23 protein-coding genes are annotated in these 20,046 nt (G+C 44.9%); 16 read left to right on the forward strand and 7 right to left on the reverse strand.

Features of this window, described 5'->3' with window-relative positions; translation table 11 throughout:
* Positions 1 to 381: 381 nt before the first annotated feature.
* The 3 genes from MHI21_RS02785 (at position 382) to MHI21_RS02795 (ending at position 2,077) form a co-directional block, all read left to right on the forward strand.
* Positions 382 to 756 (forward strand): hypothetical protein, encoded by a 375-nt coding sequence (locus tag MHI21_RS02785; protein WP_061830020.1) that lies wholly within the window; start codon positions 382 to 384, stop codon positions 754 to 756.
* A gap of 76 nt (positions 757 to 832) precedes the next feature.
* Positions 833 to 1,066 (forward strand): hypothetical protein, encoded by a 234-nt coding sequence (locus MHI21_RS02790; protein ID WP_342419389.1) that lies wholly within the window; start codon positions 833 to 835, stop codon positions 1,064 to 1,066.
* A gap of 195 nt (positions 1,067 to 1,261) precedes the next feature.
* Positions 1,262 to 2,077: a DUF2935 domain-containing protein gene (locus tag MHI21_RS02795; RefSeq protein ID WP_342419390.1), complete on the forward strand. Its 816-nt coding sequence runs from the start codon at positions 1,262 to 1,264 to the stop codon at positions 2,075 to 2,077.
* Between the two features lie 133 nt (positions 2,078 to 2,210).
* On the opposite strand, the gene MHI21_RS02800 is transcribed toward MHI21_RS02795, so the two are convergent.
* The 3 genes from MHI21_RS02800 to MHI21_RS02810 all read right to left on the reverse strand — a co-directional run bounded on the left by MHI21_RS02800 (position 2,211) and on the right by MHI21_RS02810 (position 4,113).
* Positions 2,211 to 3,110, reverse strand: coding sequence for an alpha/beta fold hydrolase (locus MHI21_RS02800; RefSeq protein ID WP_342419391.1), 900 nt, complete (start codon positions 3,108 to 3,110; stop codon positions 2,211 to 2,213).
* Between the two features lie 77 nt (positions 3,111 to 3,187).
* Positions 3,188 to 3,553: a cupin domain-containing protein gene (locus MHI21_RS02805; RefSeq protein WP_023986767.1), complete on the reverse strand. Its 366-nt coding sequence runs from the start codon at positions 3,551 to 3,553 to the stop codon at positions 3,188 to 3,190.
* Positions 3,554 to 3,570: 17 nt separating this feature from the next.
* Complete coding sequence (locus MHI21_RS02810) at positions 3,571 to 4,113, reverse strand: GNAT family protein (protein WP_061830017.1); 543 nt, start codon at positions 4,111 to 4,113, stop codon at positions 3,571 to 3,573.
* A 175-nt stretch (positions 4,114 to 4,288) separates the two neighbouring features.
* Here MHI21_RS02810 and MHI21_RS02815 point away from each other — a divergent pair, with 175 nt between their 5' ends.
* The 3 genes from MHI21_RS02815 to MHI21_RS02825 are packed head-to-tail and all read left to right on the forward strand — an operon-like array spanning position 4,289 to position 6,301.
* Positions 4,289 to 5,143, forward strand: a complete 855-nt coding sequence (locus tag MHI21_RS02815; RefSeq protein WP_342419392.1) for an aminoglycoside 6-adenylyltransferase — start codon at positions 4,289 to 4,291, stop codon at positions 5,141 to 5,143.
* A complete protein-coding gene (locus MHI21_RS02820; protein WP_341162403.1) occupies positions 5,127 to 5,720 on the forward strand; it encodes a dienelactone hydrolase family protein in 594 nt (197 codons plus the stop codon). Before MHI21_RS02815 ends, MHI21_RS02820 begins: the two co-directional genes overlap by 17 nt.
* On the forward strand, positions 5,717 to 6,301 hold the full coding sequence (locus tag MHI21_RS02825; RefSeq protein WP_341162402.1) for a hypothetical protein: 585 nt from the start codon (positions 5,717 to 5,719) through the stop codon (positions 6,299 to 6,301). The genes MHI21_RS02820 and MHI21_RS02825 overlap by 4 nt, the downstream gene beginning before the upstream one ends.
* 24 nt (positions 6,302 to 6,325) lie before the next feature.
* On the opposite strand, the gene MHI21_RS02830 is transcribed toward MHI21_RS02825, so the two are convergent.
* Positions 6,326 to 7,015 carry a winged helix-turn-helix domain-containing protein gene (locus tag MHI21_RS02830; RefSeq protein WP_209940884.1) on the reverse strand — a complete coding sequence of 230 codons (690 nt, stop codon included), beginning with the start codon at positions 7,013 to 7,015 and terminating at the stop codon, positions 6,326 to 6,328.
* 98 nt (positions 7,016 to 7,113) lie between these two features.
* Between MHI21_RS02830 and MHI21_RS02835 the strand changes: the two genes are divergently transcribed.
* The 3 genes from MHI21_RS02835 (at position 7,114) to MHI21_RS02845 (ending at position 11,043) form a co-directional block, all read left to right on the forward strand.
* A complete protein-coding gene (locus tag MHI21_RS02835) occupies positions 7,114 to 7,752 on the forward strand; it encodes a flavin reductase family protein (RefSeq protein ID WP_341163734.1) in 639 nt (212 codons plus the stop codon).
* A 152-nt stretch (positions 7,753 to 7,904) separates the two neighbouring features.
* Complete coding sequence (locus MHI21_RS02840) at positions 7,905 to 9,197, forward strand: homocysteine synthase (RefSeq protein ID WP_341162401.1); 1,293 nt, start codon at positions 7,905 to 7,907, stop codon at positions 9,195 to 9,197.
* Between the two features lie 181 nt (positions 9,198 to 9,378).
* Complete coding sequence (locus MHI21_RS02845) at positions 9,379 to 11,043, forward strand: CoA-disulfide reductase (RefSeq protein ID WP_342419393.1); 1,665 nt, start codon at positions 9,379 to 9,381, stop codon at positions 11,041 to 11,043.
* Here MHI21_RS02845 and MHI21_RS02850 read toward each other — a convergent pair.
* The gene (locus tag MHI21_RS02850) at positions 11,028 to 11,396 is read right to left on the reverse strand and encodes a VOC family protein (protein WP_209940887.1); all 369 of its coding nucleotides are present in this window, start codon (positions 11,394 to 11,396) and stop codon (positions 11,028 to 11,030) included. The two genes, MHI21_RS02845 and MHI21_RS02850, sit on opposite strands and share 16 nt — an antisense overlap.
* Before the next feature lie 141 nt (positions 11,397 to 11,537).
* Here MHI21_RS02850 and MHI21_RS02855 point away from each other — a divergent pair, with 141 nt between their 5' ends.
* The 6 genes from MHI21_RS02855 to MHI21_RS02880 all read left to right on the forward strand — a co-directional run bounded on the left by MHI21_RS02855 (position 11,538) and on the right by MHI21_RS02880 (position 17,411).
* The gene (locus tag MHI21_RS02855) at positions 11,538 to 11,867 is read left to right on the forward strand and encodes a hypothetical protein (RefSeq protein WP_023986776.1); all 330 of its coding nucleotides are present in this window, start codon (positions 11,538 to 11,540) and stop codon (positions 11,865 to 11,867) included.
* Positions 11,868 to 12,205: 338 nt separating this feature from the next.
* On the forward strand, positions 12,206 to 12,328 hold the full coding sequence (locus MHI21_RS02860; RefSeq protein ID WP_257785344.1) for a hypothetical protein: 123 nt from the start codon (positions 12,206 to 12,208) through the stop codon (positions 12,326 to 12,328).
* Between the two features lie 99 nt (positions 12,329 to 12,427).
* Complete coding sequence (locus tag MHI21_RS02865; protein WP_023986779.1) at positions 12,428 to 12,736, forward strand: hypothetical protein; 309 nt, start codon at positions 12,428 to 12,430, stop codon at positions 12,734 to 12,736.
* Between the two features lie 785 nt (positions 12,737 to 13,521).
* Positions 13,522 to 15,024 (forward strand): HD domain-containing phosphohydrolase, encoded by a 1,503-nt coding sequence (locus MHI21_RS02870; RefSeq protein WP_341162399.1) that lies wholly within the window; start codon positions 13,522 to 13,524, stop codon positions 15,022 to 15,024.
* A gap of 173 nt (positions 15,025 to 15,197) precedes the next feature.
* Positions 15,198 to 16,643, forward strand: a complete 1,446-nt coding sequence (locus MHI21_RS02875) for an ATP-binding protein (protein WP_342419394.1) — start codon at positions 15,198 to 15,200, stop codon at positions 16,641 to 16,643.
* A 48-nt stretch (positions 16,644 to 16,691) separates the two neighbouring features.
* Complete coding sequence (locus tag MHI21_RS02880; protein WP_342419395.1) at positions 16,692 to 17,411, forward strand: NAD(P)H-binding protein; 720 nt, start codon at positions 16,692 to 16,694, stop codon at positions 17,409 to 17,411.
* 77 nt (positions 17,412 to 17,488) lie between these two features.
* On the opposite strand, the gene MHI21_RS02885 is transcribed toward MHI21_RS02880, so the two are convergent.
* Both MHI21_RS02885 and MHI21_RS02890 read right to left on the reverse strand, forming a co-directional pair.
* Complete coding sequence (locus MHI21_RS02885; protein WP_342419396.1) at positions 17,489 to 18,757, reverse strand: DUF4179 domain-containing protein; 1,269 nt, start codon at positions 18,755 to 18,757, stop codon at positions 17,489 to 17,491.
* Positions 18,754 to 19,281: a sigma-70 family RNA polymerase sigma factor gene (locus tag MHI21_RS02890; RefSeq protein ID WP_165178857.1), complete on the reverse strand. Its 528-nt coding sequence runs from the start codon at positions 19,279 to 19,281 to the stop codon at positions 18,754 to 18,756. Before MHI21_RS02890 ends, MHI21_RS02885 begins: the two co-directional genes overlap by 4 nt.
* 263 nt (positions 19,282 to 19,544) lie before the next feature.
* Here MHI21_RS02890 and MHI21_RS02895 point away from each other — a divergent pair, with 263 nt between their 5' ends.
* The gene (locus MHI21_RS02895; RefSeq protein WP_069290971.1) at positions 19,545 to 19,925 is read left to right on the forward strand and encodes a RidA family protein; all 381 of its coding nucleotides are present in this window, start codon (positions 19,545 to 19,547) and stop codon (positions 19,923 to 19,925) included.
* Positions 19,926 to 20,046 lie beyond the last annotated feature (121 nt).

The raw sequence follows: 20,046 nt of genomic DNA on the forward strand, positions 1-20,046 counted from the left end.
TAACGTTGATTTATGCGATGGTAGCAATCTCGTTATTGTCATCGTTGATGATAAGGTAGTGTCGAAAATACGCATCTAATCAGAGTGATTCTTTCCTATTGTACAGCAAGTAAATCTGCAATTCTACGTGAGTGAACATGAGGCATGTATATATTCTTGATGCGATGAACACAGCTGTTAGCATTTTAAATCCCAATTTTGCTTATAACAATGTATTTTCGATATAAATATGTTGAATTGTGGTAGCTTCAATTACTCCCTCTATAGCAAAAAACTAAATTCCCTTCTTACCTAATGGGTTATGTAGCAGCGATTCACTATCATTACGATCAGGTACCCTTACCAAGTTGGACGGATAACACTACGAAGGAGTGCATAAAAATGGAGACTAAATCAACCATACTAGAATGGGCGGCAATGGTATATGGACCTTTTGACCATTTATATATGTATGAAATATATGAAGGTGTGCTTTATGGTGGACGCTACTTCTTTCACATTGAGGACGGACGTTTGTGGATGCGTCATGTACGCAGAATAGAACACCCCGAACATACACGCTTATTCGTCGATGGAGACAGTGGTGGGCTGCAATTGGCAGAAGGCATTCAGCGTGACCTCATGGAGGTTGTTTCGGAAACCATTGACCAGCTACGCTCAATGGATGGCATGACTTTTTTGCTTAACGAACTGCTGTGGTTGGAAGGAGAGGATCGCTATGACATTCAGTTGAATCTCGTAAAGAACAAAGGCTAACACGAACATAAAGAAATTTTTGTCATAGAAGGAGTTGTTATACTGTTCACCGAATGGAATATTTGAGGTGATCATCGTGAAACGCACATATAAAGTAATGAAGACAGACATGGAGTTGTTTGGAGCTGCTTTGGTCCAGGCACATGTATACGTTGTATCCGTTGATGAGGAATTGCGTGTGACATTTGAGGATTATGGGGGAGTAATAGAGGAGGTTAAGCCAGAATCAGTTAAGATAGCGGGTAAAATTTTTATGCGAGACCAGCTTGAATTTCGAATAGACCTAGTATCAGGAGAGGACCCAGAATAACTAATAACTCCGACGGTCAATAGCCAGTATAGAGAAATATTTCACGTACATAAATAAGGCAACAGAGTTACGAGTCACAATAGCTCAACTTCGGAATTAGATTGTATGAGGCGTAGGATTCGATATTCATAATGACAAGGCATATCCCATATGACTAAGTAAGTGCTTTTTTGCTCACATAGAGGAGGGATATGATTGGATGCATTCGTTTCACGCTCATTAGATGAAATACGATTTTGGTCCAGGATCATGAAGGAGCATTCCTTTTTTCTGGGGTTAGGTTTTCGAGCGGAGGATACTCAACTTAAAACAGAAGCCAATCGGTTCTACGCCATTTTTGAGGATATTGAGAAAAGGTCGCATGAATTTAATACCGAGACAGATCCTTATACAATCAAAGAGTTTAATACGGAAGTTCAGAATGCGGCGACGAATATTTGGGCATTTAAGAGAATGGTATTGGGCCTTATATTACAATGCAAGCTTCCTGGACAAACCAATTTTCCTTTACTGGTAGATCACGTAAGCCGGGAAGCCAATTATTTCAGAAATCGTTTAGGGGAACTCAATTCAGGAAAGCTTGAACCATTACCCGATGCAATTATTGATGAAAATGTATTTTTCTTAAAAATCATGGCTGATCACGCAAAATTTATAGGCCATTTGCTTGATCCATCCGAGCGTAAACTGGTTGAACAAGCTAGGGAGTTTAGTAATGATTTTGATATGCTGATGTTTCAAGCGATTGATTTAAGTCATATGCGGCCACAGTCACAAACCGTTCCACTTCTGAGTCAATTTGTTGATGAAAATCGTGTCTCTGTGAAGTCTTTGCGTGATTTTAAGAAAACAGCGCGCGATTTAATCGACGAGTGCCGAATAAAAAGCATTATCCATCCTTTATTGGCCGATCATGTATTTCGTGAAGCGGAGAGGTTCCTTTTTATTCTCGAAATGTTTGATCAATCCTTATCAGGTGTTAAGGTGAATAAGAGAGAAATCATGCACTGAGAGAGCCCAGTAAAAGGAGTACAGTTTCTGTAAAATATCCAGTGGAAATAAAGCTTTAGACTGAACAAAAATCAAACAGCGGCAGACCAAGACTTAAAAAATAAAGTCTTAGACAGCCGCTGTTGCCATCCAACTAACGTGTATGAGTACATAGAAAATCCAATATGTCAGCATTAAGCTTCCTATGGAAATGTTCGCGATCAAAGCCGGGAGGGTCTTGCGATGGGAGAAATGCCGGAGTCCTCATCGATTCCGGGAAAGGACTCAGAAAGGAGAAATGTCCGGCGTTTTTTACGGTTTTATATTGTACCTTCTTAGGATCTGGCACGCCATCCAATATTATACGCGCATGTAAAGAAGGAGTGTACTGATCCTTCTCTGCATCCATCATTAAGATAGGTAGATTAACCGCACGTAGGCTACCTTCAGCTCGAAACCAGACCGACGCTGGTGCGAGTAAAACGAGGCATTTTACTCGGTGATTTGGTGTAGCCTCTATAAGCTGAGGTTTCCCATCCGGGGTCTCGTGAGGAAAAGAAGTCGGTACGCCACCCACCGCTGCTAATGCCGTGTAACCGCCCATGGAATGTCCAATGAGCGACACAGCATTCTGTATTAATTTGTCCTTGAACAGCATACTATCAAAAAACCAGTCGGTGGACATATTAAGATGTCTAGGTCTATAGATAAGATTCTGGGCTGTTCCTTCCAAACTATTGTCATTACGATTGTTAAATGGATGCTCTGGAATGCCGACAATAAAACCGTTGCGTGCTAAATGCTGCGCCAAAATCCGATACGCAAGCGGCGTACTGCCAGTACCGTGAGAGATGATAACCAAAGGGAACCTTCCTTCCGATGGCTCTGCCTCTCTCGCCAACTCTAACTGGTATGGACCCAATCGCTCTATTTGTTCGGGCTCGTCCGCTGGATACATTACCGTCATGGGAAATGTAATGCCTAGGGAGGAATCCTTTATTTCTACTTCTCGCCATCCTGCATAACTATTCTTAAATTCTGCGTTTCTTATCATCCACCATACCTTTCCTTTCTCGAATTAGCACAAAATACGTATGTTTATTCTGTATTAAAGCTTGTCATTATTGCATTTTAAATCCAAATATCATTGACTGCCGTTAATTCTGACTCCGCTCCTCCAGTATTTACTACACCTCTCGGCTCTACTAGCATGATATGGCACTCTTCATGTGCGAAAGGCTTGTGTTCGACTCCCTTAGGCACAATAAACATTTCTCCCTGAGAAACCTGTACCCGTCCATCTCTAAAATCAATGAACATCTCGCCCTCAAGTACAATAAAGACCTCGTCGGTATCTTGATGATCGTGCCATACAAAATCCCCAACTATTTTCACCAATTTAAATTGATAGTCATTCATTTCACCAATAACTTTCGGAGACCAATGATCACTAAATTTAGATAACTTTTCATGCAGTTTGATGGATTGATACTTCATAATACCCTCCTTTTAAACTAGATATCCTCAGACGGATTTATAATCGCCAGTACCTGGTGATCCTCCCACTTTCCGTTGATCTTTACGTTGCTTCGAGAAATGCCTTCTTTGTGAAAGCCAGCCTTCTCAAGCACACGGATGGATCCTGGATTCCGAGGAGAGGCTTCCCCGAAGATCCGGTGAAACTTTAGCTCATCGAAAGCATAGCGAACCACCTGCTTCACCGCCTCCGTCGTATAACCCTTGCCGTTATATGCTTGGTCTAGGCTGTATCCGATCATACAGCTCTGAAGCGGTCCTCTCACCACAAAAGATAGACCTATGCTGCCTATAATCCGGTCGTCCTCCTTGTGGCATACCACAAAGGAATATTTCCGATCCTCCATCATGTCGGTCTTGCTCTTAATAATCGTCTGGAGCTGGTACTCCTCCGTATAGTACTTCTCTTGGTTGTTTGGCGAAAACTTATCAAAGAACTCCTGATTGCGCTTGTACATTGCTGCCAATTCTGCGGCGTCCGTTTCCTCAGAGAACCGGATGTATACTTGCTGCTCCGACATCTGCACCATCCTTCCAAACTGTAATATTGAAAGAATTATATCACAGGATGAAGATTGGGAAATGATTTGATGAATGGTGTATATCAGGCAGCATTCCTTTGAATGTTAACTAAAAATATATACCATAATTATTGGATTGGATATAATGTTTTCTAAAAAAGGAGGATATATTGTAATGAATAATGCTTACGAAGTGCTTGAGGAGCGTATATCCGAATGGGGAATCTCTAATGAGGAAATTATTGCGGTTTATATCGTTGGGTCCCGGGCAAGAGAGGACAAACCTTTTGATGAGTTTTCTGACTTGGATGTAGTCGTCTTTTCAACGAATCCAGATTACTATCTTCAAAATGATCAATGGTTACTAAACATCGGCAAGGTTTGGACCAGCTTTATGTTTCGAACGGCAAAAGGAGATCCGGAAAAACTCGTTCTCTTTGACCAAGGGGCTGAGGTTGATTTTCTATTCCGTCATACATCCGATCTGGATCATATAATCAAAAATGGACGTATTCCTGAAGGGTTTCAGCGGGGGGTCAGGATGCTGCTCGATAAGACGGGAAATGGAAACCAAATCATCCCTCAAACCACTACGATCACGGTTACTCCTCCGATATCTGAAGGTGCTTATCTACAGGTTGTTAACATGTATTGCTTCGCCTCTCTCTATGTGGCTAAACAAATTTTGCGCAATGATCTGTGGGTAGCTAAGCAAAGAGATATGGACTGTAAACAATTACTGCTGCAAATGATAGAGTGGCATGCAAAAGCTGTACATGGATCGGAATATGATACTTGGCATGCAGGGAAATTCATAAATGAATGGGCTGATCAAGATGTCGTTGCTGATTTGAAAAAATCTTTTGGGGAATATGATCCCAATCATAGTTGGGAAGCACTGGTCGTATCCTTTGAGTTGTTCAAACGATTATCCTCGGAAGTGGCAGCTAAGTATAAATACGCGTATCCGGATGAATTATTTTTCCATATCCAATCCTGGTTAGGGGGACAACATGATAAGCATAGATAAAAAGTCGGACACCCTAATTGTTGTGCTGCATGAGATTTATGGGATTAACCAGCATATACAAAATTTTTGTAGCTTATTATCGGATCAGGGTTATGACGTCATTTGTCCAAATTTACTAGGCAAGGAAACGCCTTATGACTATTCTCAAGAGGAAACTGCCTACACCAATTTTATGGAGAATGTAGGATTTGACCGCGCTTTCTATCATATCGAAAGTTTATTATTAAGTAATCGAGCTCGTTATAAAAAGGTATTTATCGTCGGCTTTAGCATAGGGGCAACGATTGCCTGGCTGTGTAGTAAAGAAAAGTATGTTGATGGAATCGTAGGATACTATGGCTCTCGTATTAGAAATTATTTAGAAATAGCTCCACATGGTCCAATACTGCTTTTTTTCCCACAGGAAGAACCATCATTTAATGTGGATGAGCTCATTTCAACTTTAGACAACCGTAATATCCGGGTACATAAATTCAGTGGACAGCACGGATTCAGTGACCCGTACTCTCCCCGATATAACGTACACTCAGCTCAGCAATCATTTAAAGAAATGGTAAACTTCTTCAAGGAAGGTTGATCAATAAAAGCAGTCGTTTGCTTCCAGCCCACACCTTTTTCATTGCTATTGCCAATTCAAACAGTCTGCTTAACCCGAGGTATCTGATTAACCAGAGTGGTGGCCTCATTACCGTACCCGGGCACTTATTGAGCTACCGTCTGGGAATGACGTTTAAAAGAATGGCTAAAACCAACGGCTTTGCCAGAGGAGTCGTGGAGGCGATTGGCGTGGAACAAAGGGTGAGAGGCGATTCGGGAATCAAGATTTTCCGTGATCAAACGGTCATTCGTTTTACCCAGAGACGAACTGGGCCTGGAGATTCAGGTTCCGTATGGTTGAATGACAGTAACGATCGGTTGAACAACTATGCGGCCGCGGTCCATTTTGCCGGATCTACAGACGGAACGCGTTCTACATCTTTCCCGATTGAACGAGCGATGAGAACGTACGGAACCTTGGTCGCCATCCCGGCTGGAGCTGGAAGATATAAAGCAGGTGTAGCAAAGGGAAAGGCTCCAAAAAACAATTATGCCTATGTCCGTCCAATGACGAGAAAACAACTGGCCTTGTCTCCAATCATAAAATCCAATGCGGAATAAGAGAAGGACTAGAACTATGACGATCTAGTCGACTTCTATCGAAAATATCTCTTTAAAACCTCTTTTACCATCGGCTGTAATACGTATCGCTCGGGTTGTGGGCAGACGCTCGATCCAATTTAATTCGAATAATCTGTCTAGAACAGCACTTCCTAAAGCACCTGCAAGGTGATGGCGTCGTTCACTCCAATCCAGGCATTTATGTGAGAAGGAGCGGCGCTTTTGTCTTGTTTTTTTTAGATCAATCTGAAAGTCAGTGAAGAAAGCCTCTCCTGGTTCCGTGATATGAAGCCCGTCCTGATCCTCGAAAAGAATCCCCTTTTGAATGAAAAAATTCATGAGCTGTACGCCTAATTGACCCGCAACATGATCGTAGCAAGTTCTTGCCAACCGTAGGGCCTCGTTTTCAGAGGCATGTTTGAATGAATGGATAGGGACAGGCGGAGCTATGGATAAAAATGACTCCATCACCCGGGCAACTTCGGGGTCTTGAATGCCATAGTAACGGTGCCGCCCTTGTTTTTCCACAGTAACGACTTGTGCCTCGGTCATTTTTGCCAGATGGAAGCTGGCTGTTTGCGGTTTGATGCCTGCCATATGGGCCAATTCACTTGCCGTGTGGAACCTGCCGTCTAATAAAGCGGTGAGTATAGCTGCACGGGAAGGCTCGCTAACAAGAGAAGCAATCATGGCTACATTTGACTTGGTACTCATGGCACGGTTATCCCCCTTTGTAATCCATACTTCGATGAAGGTTGAAATATTTATATTTTACAATAGGGAGGTAGATCTGAATAGAAGGAGAAGAGATGATGAACCCAATACATCAGATGAATGAGATGAATCATAGCCCAGACGTTAAAACGATTAACCCTAGCATTTTATATTACGGAACCCCTGTGATTTTACTCAACACGCTGAATGAGGATGGAACAACCAATATTAGCCCCATTTCCTCCTCGTGGGCATTAGGAGATTGTGTGGTACTAGGTATTGGAATTGGTGGCAAAGCATTAGAAAATATGGAGCGGCATCCCGAATGTGTAATCAACGTCCCGGGTCCTTCCATGTGGGAAAATGTAGAACGTTTGGCTCCTTATACAGGCAAGAATCCTGTTCCAGCGGAAAAGAAGGAAAATGGATTTATGCACCATAAAGATAAGTATGAGATCAGCGGACTAACTTCGATTGAGTCGAATAGGGTCAAGCCCGCCCGAATCAGGGAATGTCCTATTCAAATTGAAGCCAAGGTGAAGGATGTGAGAATCCCTAACCATTCTCCTTATTTTGCGATCGTCGAAACTCAAGCCATACAGGTGCATGTTCATCAGGATATCATCCTCGGTGAGAACCATATTGATCCGACAAAGTGGAGCCCACTCATCTATAATTTCCGTCATTATTTTGGTCTGGGTGAGCATTTGGGCAAAACCTTCAGATCTGAAACCTGATATTTCAATAAAATTATAATATCCTACCTGAATAATGAGAATTATCTTCCCAAATCGTTCTTTTTGTGCGAGAATGATTGAAAAATCATCCATGAGTACGCATACAGGAAGAGACGATTCATACAGCACGTATAACAAGGGAGGAAATAATCATGTCAGAAGAACGCAAGCTGTCATTCGAAACTTTGGCTGTCCATGCCGGACAACAAATTGATCCTACTACCTTTGCCCGCGCCGTTCCGTTGTATCAAACCACTTCATATGGATTTCGGGATGCGGAGCATGCGGCTGATTTGTTCTCGCTGAAAGAATTCGGCAACATTTATACGCGTCTGATGAATCCGACCACGGATGTATTCGAGCAACGGATCGCCGCGTTGGAAGGCGGGGCTGGCGCGTTGGCAACGGCTTCGGGAGCGGCGGCGATTTCATTCTCCATCCTGAACATTGCGGGAGCTGGGGATGAGATTGTGTCGGCCTCCAGTCTGTATGGCGGTACATATAATCTATTTTCTACGACACTGCCGAAATTGGGCATTAAAGTACATTTTGTCGATTCGGATGATCCAGAGAACTTCCGTAATGCCATTACGGATAAGACGAAGGCATTATTTGCCGAAACGATTGGTAACCCACAGGGCAATGTGCTGGATGTGGAAGCTGTAGCGGCGATTGCGCACGAATATGGTATTCCGCTGATTGTGGATAATACGTTCCCAAGTCCTTACTTGTTGCGTCCTATTGAATACGGAGCAGACATTGTCGTGCATTCTGCAACGAAGTTTATTGGCGGACACGGTACGTCTATTGGTGGGGTGATCGTGGACAGCGGCAAGTTTGACTGGAAAGCGAGTGGTCGTTTCTCTGGACTGACTGAGCCGGACCCGAGCTACCACGGAGTTGTTTACACCGAGGCGGTGGGACCTATCGCATATATTATCAAGGCACGGGTGCAATTGCTGCGGGACTTGGGAGCGGCCATTTCTCCGTTTAATTCATGGCTGCTGCTTCAGGGCTTGGAGACACTTCATCTGCGGTTGGAGAGACATAGTCAAAATGCCTTGAAGGTAGCGCAATATCTCGAAGGCCACAAGGATGTGGAGTGGGTCAGCTACACCGGGCTGCCAAGCCACCCGTCCTACGAATTAGCTCAGAAATACTTGCCAAAGGGACAGGGAGCGATTCTGACCTTCGGTATTAAAGGTGGAAGCCAAGCGGGAAGCAAGCTAATTGCGAATGTAAAGCTATTTTCTCATTTGGCGAATGTGGGTGATTCCAAGTCTTTAATTATTCACCCGGCAAGCACAACACACCAGCAGTTGAATGTGGAAGAACAGGTCGCTGCCGGAGTCAAACCAGAGCTGTTACGCCTATCTGTCGGGACAGAAGCGATAGACGATATTTTGTACGATCTGGAGCAGGCGATCGCGGCCAGCCAGCAGTAGACCCTTCTTAGACTAAGTGTGACAGAGCAATCGTGTAGCATCGCAAGTGATTTTTCGACCCAGATCAGTATTCGTTCAGGGTTGATCAGGCGGGGGGCGACCTCCGTCTTTTTTTGCGTGTTGACATCATACCCCCATAGGTATATATTATACCCCATAGGGTATATAAGGAGGGGAAGAAATGGGTAGGAAAATAGTTATTATTGGCGGGGTAGCAGGTGGAGCTTCTGCTGCTGCGAGATTGCGTAGATGGAATGAGGAAGACGAGATTATTCTGTTTGAACGCGGAGAGCATGTTTCTTTTGCGAACTGTGGCCTTCCCTACTATATTGGCGGGACAATCCATGCGCGGGAGAAGCTGTTTCTCCAGACGCCTCAAGGGATAAGAGACCGTTTTAATATAGATGTAAGGGTACTGAAAGAAGTGATACAAATAGACCGCGAGCAGAAGCTCGTCCGCTTCCGCGATATGATTACAGGGGAAACGGATGAGCAGCCGTACGATATTGTGATATTGTCGCCAGGAGCCAAACCGATGATACCGGACATTCCCGGATTACATGAAGCTGTGAATGTATTTACATTAAGAAACATTCATGACACGGACGTTATTAAGGCATATGTAGATGAAAGGCATCCAAAACATGCCACGGTGATCGGGGCCGGATTTATTGGGCTGGAGATGGCCGAGAATCTGCGGGAGCGTGGACTTGCAGTAACCATTATTGACATGGGACAACAATTGCTGAATCCGCTAGACCCTGAAATGGCCAAATGGGTGGAACAACATATGAAGCTGAACGGGGTGGAGGTGCGTTTAGAGGAAGGAGTCACGGCTTTTGATGAGCAGGGTACACGGCTCCGTTTGACCTCCGGGGGTGTGCTTCAGACGGACATGGTTATTCTGGCGATCGGTGTTGTTCCTGAAAATGAGTTGGCCAAGCAAAGCGGATTGGAACTTGGTTTTCGCGGCGCCATTCAGGTCAACGCCCAACTGCAAACCAGCGATCCGGCCATTTATGCGGTGGGGGATGCCATCCAGGTCAAAGACCGCAATCATGGGTTTGCAACGATGGTATCACTAGCTTGGGGAGCCAATCGTCAGGGGCGTTTGGTAGCGGATCATATTAACGGTCAAGCAATTTCTTATGATGGGGCGCTTGGAACATCCGTAATTAAGACCTTTGCATTGACTTCAGCTTCTACAGGTAATAATGAAAAAACATTACAGCGGCTGGGCGTTCCTTATCAGGCTGTTCATATTCATCCTGGTTCGCATGCCGGCTATTACCCTGGCGCATCACCCATTGCTATGAAGCTGCTCTTTAATCCTGAGAACGGGATGATCTATGGGGCGCAGGCTGTTGGAGCTGATGGAGCAGACAAAAGGATTGATGTCATTGTGACGGCTATTCGTGGCCATTTGAACGTCCGTGAACTGGCTGATATTGAACTTGCTTATGCACCTCCCTATTCTTCAGCAAAAGACCCTGTGAATATGGCGGGTTACGTGGCTTCGAATATCATGGATGGGCTGGTCCAAACGATACAGTGGCATGAAGTTGATGATTTTCACCGCAATGGTGGTCTTATAATTGATGTAAGGGATGCGGTGGAGCTACAGGCAGGAGCCATTCCAGGTTCTGTTCATATTCCTCTGGCCGAGATTAGAGAGCGGATGGCAGAAATCCCTAGTGATCTGGAGATCGCGGTATCCTGCCAAGTCGGTCTGCGAGGCTATATTGCGGCCAGAATTTTGACTCAATACGGTTATCGGGTGAGGAACGTTGATGGTGGCTATAAGACGTATTCGGTTATGGCTGAACGTGATCATCTCTTAAAATAGTTCATCACCCATCCAATCTGGTTGAGGTGATCCGTTACTTCGCCGTGCAGCGCACCAAAGAAAGTATCTTGTAGCTCCACGGTAACGGTACCTTTTTCTGTTAGTGCGTGGTAAGCTTGCTTAAGCTCGTCCTCACTTTCACAGTCGAGAATGATTTGAACATGCTGCGCTTTCAGCGGTTTACCGTAGGAATCTGAAAAATGGATATGACTGCTACCCAGGTGAAGTTCAGCGTGCAAGAGTCTGCCTTCCTGCTTGTTTAACACTTTGATTTTCCCGCCTAACACCGATTGGTAATAATCAATGGACTGCTGCACATCGTTTACAATGACAAAAGGACTTGCACTTCTCATGGGATCATTTCCTTTCATGTCTTTGGTGTAGGATCGCTACTGTACATTATTTACGTTATCCGCAGGGTTTACCCCTTTTCTGATCAAATTATGGCTTGGTTCACTGTGTGACGTCTGTTACAATAGAATAGGCATATACGAATGGATAGAAAAGAGGTTGAACAGGTGGGCACTTCAGTGATTTGGGAAGCAGTTATATATTGGGTGATCTTGGTGATTTCCGCTCTGTGCGTGATCGCAGTATCTGGTACTCGGAAGACAGCAAGCACGATTATTTTAGCGCCCGTTGTTTTGTTCTGTACCATATTTATGATGCAGGGATCAGTGTTTACTGCCATGAATCACCCGACGATGGGGTCTAATGTCGGTTTGGGTATGGCATTTCTGACAACATGGGTGGTCAGCGGAATATTGTTTGCTGTAGCGCTTGTAATTGCTTTTATTAAATATAACAAGAAGAACAAGGCGTAATTTTAGCCTTAACCTCAGAGGGATAAAGGCTTTCGGTGATGTGCCGAAAGCCTTTTTTTGTATTTTTTAACGATGGAGGATGACTCTGCTTATCTGCGTCTTCTCATAAGCAATACAACGATCAGCACGACGATGATCACGATCAATAGGAATTTCATATTCAATAACCTCCTTGGTCTGTCTCATATTTGGTATTAACCACTTTGAGTTAGTATGTACCGATGGATCTCAAGCAAGTATCTATTGTCGAGGGCTTGGGGAAAATTAGAATGTGGGACTAAAAAGAGGTTTACAGGCTTAGCTGGAAAGTGTATACATAAAGTAAGGAGGCGATTGCCATGAGTGATCGTGCATTTCATTTGTTCTATATTATTTTCTTAACGGTTCTGGCACTTGGAAGTGTTGGTGGAATCGCCTGGTGGTTACGCTCTATTGGTCGTCAGGAGAAGGAAAAAAACTAAATTCAACATGGGCATACAAGCCCGAATGCATCTTCCAGTAGGAGGGTGCATTTTTATATGTTATAATGGGAACATATGTTCTTTGTAGGAGGGAAGACGATGTTGCCAGATTTGGAACGAAAGCTGCTACGTATTTTGTATAATTATTTCGCCCAGCATCGCCACATGCCCACAATGGCGGAATTGACCGTAAAAACAGGCAAGCGAGACGCTGAAATTACAGTCGCCTTGCGACATATGGAACAGGAGCGTTACATCACTTGGGAAAACAATTCAGGTACCCAGCATGTTGTTTTACTGGAAGGGTGGGAACGTCCCTCGACCCAAAGGCGCACCCAAGCGGAAACAAGACGTTCCACTACGCAAACGATGCCGCCCGATGGTACAGAATATTGGACGAATTATTAGAAGGTATATAAAACTGGAAAATTAATGAGTTTTTAAGGTGCATATCATTTAGTTTTAAGAAAGCGAGACTATAATGACCCTATTAACCCCTTTTTGATCAAGCTATAGGCCCTGCCGATGTATCGGCAGGGCCACTTTTTTGTTCATAGATATGCTTTCCGTATATGAAAAATCCCCCGGGGATCATCCGGAGGATGGTGCAGTTTGCATATACTGCACGGCCTGCTCAAACTTCATCGTTTGATGGCATAATATATATTCAACCCCTGCTACCTTGCATTATATGGTCAGCATGTTCATAAGGGGCAGTGTGATTCCACTGTTCATTTTCCAAACGACAAAAGCCCTACCTCTCTTTCGTCCTTGCGGCTCCGATGACCGCGCCAGTGTGAATGTGAAAATCTTCGGCAAAAGCTCAAAATTCTACATTAGGGTTATACATAAAATTTGGAGAAGCTCCATACGGTGATTAGGAGTAATAGCTTGTTGCGTGGAATCTTATGGGGTTAATACATATTCTAATAGTATAGCAAGAATGATTATAAAACACAAGTCATTTTTTGCTTTTTGATGATAGACTGGAAAAAATGTTGTCTAAAATGTCCTTCCCTCGCGAGTTTCTTAATTAAGAATAAGATGATTTTCCATCTATAAATTGCAGATTAAAAGCCGTCCTCGTATTTATGTAAAATGCTCGAGCAAGAAGGTAAACTTTTGATGGATGGACTCCGATATTGAATACACAAGATATTTTAGAGTGTACGGATGAAAAGAGGGGTAGCAATTTGCCGACCTATAAGCGTTTTATTCAGCATGTTATCCTGAACTATATTATAGGTTCGTTTATCGCTGTATTGTTGGTAGGTATGATTTTTGTATTTTCCACGTTAAATGTAGCCCACTATGAAATTCTGGGTCTTGTAAAAATTATTGCATTTTCCAGCGTCATTATGATTGCTTGTGAAACCATAGTGTTTCGAATGCATTTGAGACCCGTTCATCGTTTTTTTTACGGCAATCAGGAAACACTCAAGGATGTAGAAGCGGTGTATATCCGGGTTCATCATCTGCCTAATTTGTCAGTTTTACGTATTGTTGGACCGCATTTGTTAGGCTTCTCTATCCCGGCAGCCGTCATTGCCTTATGGATGATACATACTGGACAACTTACCTTTCCCTTGTATTATGTAGGAATCGCCTGTATAGGAGCTTGTCTGGTTGCTTCGATGCACGCACTGGTTGAATTTTTCCTGACAATGAGAGCAATCAAACCGCTTCTGGAGGAAATTCGTGATCGAACCTACCAGCAATATGGATTAAACCTGTCTCTGCGAGGACGAGTCCTGCTATCGCTTCGGCATAAATTTCAGTTAAGTGCGACGCTCATTGGTGCTTTTCCTTTATTTTTATTTTGTTTAGCTACACAGATTCGCCTGGAACGTTTGGAGGCGACGGATTCTAGCTCCTATTGGGCTTGGGCGGGTACGATTTTAATTTTTGGTGTAGCCTTTGCTTATCTGGGCGGCAGGTTGCTGACCCGTGAGATCGAACAACCGATCCACCATCTGCTGGAAAAAATGAATGAAGTGAAGGAAGGCCGCCTGAACAGTAATGCCAGCGATTTGTATTCGGACGAATTTGCGGAGCTGGTCGAAGGATTTAACATGATGATCGAGGGCCTGAAGGAACGGGAAGAAAAGAACGGTCAGCTATTGGACAGTTACTTCGCCACCTTGGCGGCAGCACTGGATGCGCGAGATGCCTATACAGCAGGACATTCTTTGCGTGTAGCTGAATACTCCGTACTCATTGGGCGCAAGGGAGGTTTGAATGAGACGGACCTCGACTTGCTGCGCAAAACAGCCTTGCTGCATGATATCGGTAAAATCGGCGTAGCTGACGCTGTGCTGCTCAAGGACGGCAAGCTGACGGACGAGGAGTTTGATCAGATTAAAATGCACCCGGTTATGGGAGAGAGCATTCTCCGGCAAGTTGAGCCGGCTTATGCTATGGCCCCTTATTTGCCCGGCGTGCGCTCGCACCATGAGCGTTATGATGGCAAGGGATACCCTGACCAGCTCGCAGGGGAAGATATCCCCTTATTCGGGCGAATCATTGCTGTAGCGGATGCTTATGATGCGATGACGTCTGATCGTCCCTATCGGCAAGGTATGAAGGAAGAGAAGGCGGTTATGATATTGGAAGAGGGAAAGGGAACCCAATGGGACCCTTATTTTGCCGAATTATTTGTCAAAGAGTGGCGCCGGAACAAAGGCATCACAAGCTGACTCTATAGGTATCAGTACTAGGGCGAGCCATTGAGGTTCGCTTTTTTTATATACGGATATAAGATCTTTTGACATGTCGAAAGATGGGGCTTCATGTTATGATGTACAAGAAAGGCAAACGCGGTTAACATAGGCCTGGCATCCAATTTTTTGCGCTATGGGAGTGTGAGTCCATGCAATTTTCAATGATGTTTTTAATGAATTTGGGGATGCTGATTGCCGTTGCCTATGTGGCGAACGTGATTTATAAATATGGTTTGAGTCGTACCTCTTCGCGGTTCAAATATGTCAGCTCGGTGCTGCTAGTGATATTTGGCGGATGGGTCAGCTCTTGCTTTGGTTTTAACTTTAGTGAAACAGTTATTTTTGATCTGCGTTTCGTACCGCTGATTATCGCGGCGTTGGTGTATCCTCGCTCTTATACGCTTATTATTATTGGGGTCGCAATCGGACTTACGAGATTTACCTTCGGCCTGCATATGGCGGCGTGGGTCGGCTTTTTGAATATGAGCATTCTGGGTGTCCTGTGCGCTGGATTGAATTACTGGATGCGCCGTTCCACCTGGCGTTTGATTATCAAGGCATCGGTAACCATTTTAGCGGTTAATATCGTAAATACGTTAAATATTGCCTGTCTAGGCGTCATTCCCTGGCGCTATTATGTAGCGGAGGTTGTTCCTCTTACACTGCCAATCGGCATCGTCCTCAGTTTTTTATTTGCTCTGATTTTACGGGACTTTCAGATGGAGCAACAGCGCAATCATCAGATTAAGCAGGCGAATGAGTTGTTATCTGAGCAGCGAGATGAGTTGCAGAAGGCAAAGGTCATTCTAGAGGAACGTGCCAAGCAACTGATGATGGCTTCCCAATATAAATCAGATTTTATGGCAACGATGTCGCATGAGTTACGTACACCTCTTAACAGCATCATTAATCTGGCGCAAATTATCAACGAGCAGGGAAAAGAGCTGGATGAGGACGAGCTAGACCAGTACAGTGATCTAATTTATGCCTCCGGGCATGATTTGCTCCAATTGATCAACGATATTCTGGACCTATCCAAGGTCGAGGCTCGGCACATGGAAATCGTAAGTGAGCCAGTCAGTGTGCGTGAGATTGCGCAGGTGATGATGATGCATTTTGAAGTCACAGCGAAGGATAAAAATCTGGAATTCAGCTTGAAGGAGCATGAGCCTATACCGAATGAAATCAGGTCTGATTCCAAACGCGTACAGCAAATTTTGCGTAATCTGTTGTCCAATGCCTTTAAGTTCACTCATGAAGGACGTGTATTGCTGGAAATCAGCACACAACATCTGGATCGAAAGGGACAAGAGGGAGATTGGGTTGTATTTGCTGTAAAAGATACGGGCATCGGCATTTCCAAGCTTCAGCAGCATGTTATTTTTGAGGCATTCCAGCAGGCGAACGGTTCCATTAATCGTAAATATGGAGGAACTGGGTTGGGATTGTCCATCAGCCGTGATTTTTCCCGCTTGTTGGGCGGGTTTATCCGTCTGGAGAGTGAGGAGGGCAAGGGAAGTACATTTTCCCTGTACCTACCGATGTGTCCGTCCAAAAGCAAGGAGGCGGACGAACAGCCGTTTAAATTAACCTAATCGCAATTGTAGGAGCAGGAGCGCTATGGCACAAAGGAGAGGTCTATCATGGAACGCAAAGCGGTCGTTGTGGGTGCAACAGGGCTTGTCGGGGGTTATGTTGTACGAGAGCTGCTGGTGCAAAAGGAATACAACCACGTCATGGTTATGGGCAGACGTCCATTGGACATCAAGCATCCCAAGCTGGAGCAGGCGCTCATCGATTGGGAACAGCCGCAGAAAGCGGCGTTCGCCTTCGAAGGAGTGGATGATGTTTTTTGCTGCCTTGGGACAACGATGAAAAAGGCGGGCTCCAAGGAGCAGTTCCGTCAGGTGGATCTGGACTACCCGGTGCTGACAGCCCAGTTGGGCAAAGAAGCTGGAGCGGTACAGATGCTTGCGGTCTCTGCGATGGGTGCCGATCCAGACTCACGCGTGTTTTATAATCGTATCAAGGGTGAGGCTGAAGAGGCGCTTGCTGCTGTCGGATTGCCTGCGCTGCATTTGTTCCGTCCGTCGCTGATTTTGGGCGCGAGACCTGAACGACGTTTGGGCGAAGCCGCTGCCGCTGTTGTCATGAAGGCACTGGACGGCCTGATGACGGGCAAGCTCGCTTCCTACCGCGCTATCCCGGCCCCGGTCATCGCACGAGCCATGGTACGAATTGCTCTCGCACAGGCGAGCGGCGTACATATTTATCCGAACGACATCATTCGAGTCATCGGTGCAGAACTAACATCCGATGATGAGAAACCCGGTACAGGAACGGCTCCTGATGAGAATATGTAAAACCACAGCTAGGGTTAAAAATGACAATAACGCTGCTGCTGCCCGATGATTCGGACAACAGCGGCGTTATTTGTGTTTTATTGGCGGTTTGTATGTTGCGACACATCTATCGTAATCTCTAATTCATCAATATAATGACGTGTCCAGTTGCCATTAGCATCGAGTAGGGCACTGCCTCCTGGTTGTGTTGGCAAGATATAAGGCTTGAAGATGATCTTCTGGGGAGTGTCCACAAAAGCAGTAAATAGGGTGATCATTTTGCTGTTACGTTCTTTGGTAAGAGGAACTCCAGAGCCGCTTAGGAGTTGGAGTTCTCTTCCCTGCTCGTCGAATACAGCATAATCAAGCATATCCAATTCCTTTTTGGTGTACTGGATCGTTTGTCCGTTTTTGATGTCATTGTACTCTCGCTCCACGGTGTACTCATCCGGCATATGTGCAATATCGGTCAGCATTTTGAACGACGTTGTGATCTTGGTCGTGATGGGTGTGATTTCTACCTTTTCTGCCATAAATGCAAGATACGGATTAGACTTACTCATTTGCAGCTGAAGTATCTTGTTATTTATTTTAGTTTTGTGAACCGTGGTTTGTATGCGAAACGGCTCGGCTACACCTTTTAACTTTGCATATACCTCTAGCTCAAACTGATCTGGTAAGGCAGGTTTACCACTGGCAGGGTCACGTATATACGCAATCAGCATAGAATTACTATCTTTGCCTGGGCGGCCATACATGAAATTAAAGGCGCCGTTATTGCTATTGACCGATGTCCCATTGATGAACAGGTCCACTTTCTCCAGAATGTCCTCTTCGGGCTGTCCTTGCGTTTGGATCGCCGGATATAGGGTTTGATGTTGTGAATCTCCGCCGCTCTTTTCCAACGCCACGACCAAGCGTGTCCCGTCAAATATGATTTGTGGTACCTTTAATGTAATACCGCTATGGGTAACACTGAGATTCGAGGAAGTTGCCAATCCTTTCTGATCAGCGGTTTGCAGCCCGAGATCCCCAGCAAGCTTGAACACGCTATCTACAAGGGGGACCTGTTTCAATGATTCTGCCATTGTAGGCGAAACAAAGGCGCTACCGATGATCATAACGCTAATGACAGCCGCAGAAGCAGCGGCAATTGCGGTTCCCCGGAGAAATTTTTTGCCCGGTCGATGTAAGGAAGGAGACTTGGATAACGGCCCCCCATCCGATTCCATTTGTGTGTAAAATGCATCTAAGCGTTCTCTTACCAAATCGGGAATCATTACCGTGTCTGCGTCCAAGTTTACTTTTTCTGATTGTAATTTCCGATCCAGCTCTTGATTCTGTTTCTCAATCTCTGAAGGGCTCATTGAAAGGTCACCTTCCTTTCTCCACGATTTTGTAGCAGGTCCATTAATATTCTGCGAGCACGGTGCAATCGTGTTTTGACGGCCCCCTCTGATACATCCAGTACCTCTGATATTTCTCTGATCGGCATATCGCGCAAATAGTGCAGGGAAATTACGGTTCGCATGGATTCCTCCAAGTGGTCGATGGCCTCGCGCAGTTCGATTTTTTCATATCCGCCCGAGGTGGAGGGTTCCTTTATAAATTCCGCCACGGGTAAGATCCGTTTTTGCTTGCGGATAATGAGATGGCACTCATTAATGAGGATACGAAGCAGCCATGTTTTAAAATAACGAGGTTCACGCAGCTCACCCAGAGACTGGTATGCCTTGAGCATCGCTTCTTGCATCGCGTCCGCGCAATCTTCATTGCTGCGAAGAATGGAACGCGCCATGCCATACATATCGGATTCCATATGTTTCATCAAGGCGACGAATGCCTTGCGGTCTCCCTGCCTTGCTTGGTGTAAGTTTGTTTCGAGATTCAAAGGATGGTGCCCCTTTCCCGTCTATACTAGCTATGTTCATTGTACCTGTATCTGGATTTATAAAATTTATTTTGTAGCTGGTTATAGGAGTTAGATGATACATAGGTGCTAAAGGTTACAGCGGAAATAAAAAAATATAGCACCTTCCCAATGAGGTGTCTTAAAAGAAACCCTGTGCGTTATTCCGTCGCACGGAATAGTGGCTTTGGACTGCACATGCTATAATACGGTGAACCAGTATCAGGAAGGAGAATCCAACCCATATGAAAAAAACAATTGCTACTGAAAAAGCACCTGGTGCTATCGGCCCTTATAGCCAAGCGGTAGAGGCAGGCGGGTTTATTTACACTTCGGGACAGCTTGGACTGAATCCGACAACAGGTGAGTTTGGTAAGGATGTACAGGAGCAGGCACGCCTGTCCTTGAGCAATGTACAAGCCATTCTGGAAGAGGCAGGCAGCAACATGAACCAGGTTGTGAAAGCGACTGTATTCCTGAAGGACATGAACGATTTTGTCAGCGTCAATGAGGTGTACAGTTCTTTCTTTGAACAACCCTACCCAGCACGCAGTGCGGTGGAGGTAGCTCGTCTGCCTAAGGATGCACTGGTAGAGATTGAAGTCATTGCATTGAAGGGCGAATAGTCTGAAAGATCCGTTCATAAAATAAAAAGTTTGCATGGCAAACGGGTGTCCCTGTTAAATAGAGACACCCGTTTGCTCAAATTTAATGTGTTTTGTTTGGAATCTGAACGATTTGTTGACA

Source organism: Paenibacillus sp. FSL H8-0168 (assembly GCF_038592955.1).
Classification (GTDB): Bacteria; Bacillota; Bacilli; order Paenibacillales; family Paenibacillaceae; genus Paenibacillus; species Paenibacillus polymyxa_B.

Coding starts and splice junctions, on each gene's coding strand:
- MHI21_RS02785 (WP_061830020.1), top strand. CDS start 382: ATGGAGACTAAATCAACCATACTAGAATGGGCGGCAATGGTATATGGA.
- MHI21_RS02800 (WP_342419391.1), bottom strand. CDS start 3,110: ATGATAAGAAACGCAGAATTTAAGAATAGTTATGCAGGATGGCGAGAA.
- MHI21_RS02805 (WP_023986767.1), bottom strand. CDS start 3,553: ATGAAGTATCAATCCATCAAACTGCATGAAAAGTTATCTAAATTTAGT.
- MHI21_RS02810 (WP_061830017.1), bottom strand. CDS start 4,113: ATGTCGGAGCAGCAAGTATACATCCGGTTCTCTGAGGAAACGGACGCC.
- MHI21_RS02815 (WP_342419392.1), top strand. CDS start 4,289: ATGAATAATGCTTACGAAGTGCTTGAGGAGCGTATATCCGAATGGGGA.
- MHI21_RS02820 (WP_341162403.1), top strand. CDS start 5,127: ATGATAAGCATAGATAAAAAGTCGGACACCCTAATTGTTGTGCTGCAT.
- MHI21_RS02830 (WP_209940884.1), bottom strand. CDS start 7,015: ATGAGTACCAAGTCAAATGTAGCCATGATTGCTTCTCTTGTTAGCGAG.
- MHI21_RS02835 (WP_341163734.1), top strand. CDS start 7,114: ATGAACCCAATACATCAGATGAATGAGATGAATCATAGCCCAGACGTT.
- MHI21_RS02840 (WP_341162401.1), top strand. CDS start 7,905: ATGTCAGAAGAACGCAAGCTGTCATTCGAAACTTTGGCTGTCCATGCC.
- MHI21_RS02845 (WP_342419393.1), top strand. CDS start 9,379: ATGGGTAGGAAAATAGTTATTATTGGCGGGGTAGCAGGTGGAGCTTCT.
- MHI21_RS02850 (WP_209940887.1), bottom strand. CDS start 11,396: ATGAGAAGTGCAAGTCCTTTTGTCATTGTAAACGATGTGCAGCAGTCC.
- MHI21_RS02855 (WP_023986776.1), top strand. CDS start 11,538: ATGGATAGAAAAGAGGTTGAACAGGTGGGCACTTCAGTGATTTGGGAA.
- MHI21_RS02860 (WP_257785344.1), top strand. CDS start 12,206: ATGAGTGATCGTGCATTTCATTTGTTCTATATTATTTTCTTAACGGTT.
- MHI21_RS02865 (WP_023986779.1), top strand. CDS start 12,428: ATGTTGCCAGATTTGGAACGAAAGCTGCTACGTATTTTGTATAATTAT.
- MHI21_RS02875 (WP_342419394.1), top strand. CDS start 15,198: ATGCAATTTTCAATGATGTTTTTAATGAATTTGGGGATGCTGATTGCC.
- MHI21_RS02880 (WP_342419395.1), top strand. CDS start 16,692: ATGGAACGCAAAGCGGTCGTTGTGGGTGCAACAGGGCTTGTCGGGGGT.
- MHI21_RS02885 (WP_342419396.1), bottom strand. CDS start 18,757: ATGAGCCCTTCAGAGATTGAGAAACAGAATCAAGAGCTGGATCGGAAA.
- MHI21_RS02895 (WP_069290971.1), top strand. CDS start 19,545: ATGAAAAAAACAATTGCTACTGAAAAAGCACCTGGTGCTATCGGCCCT.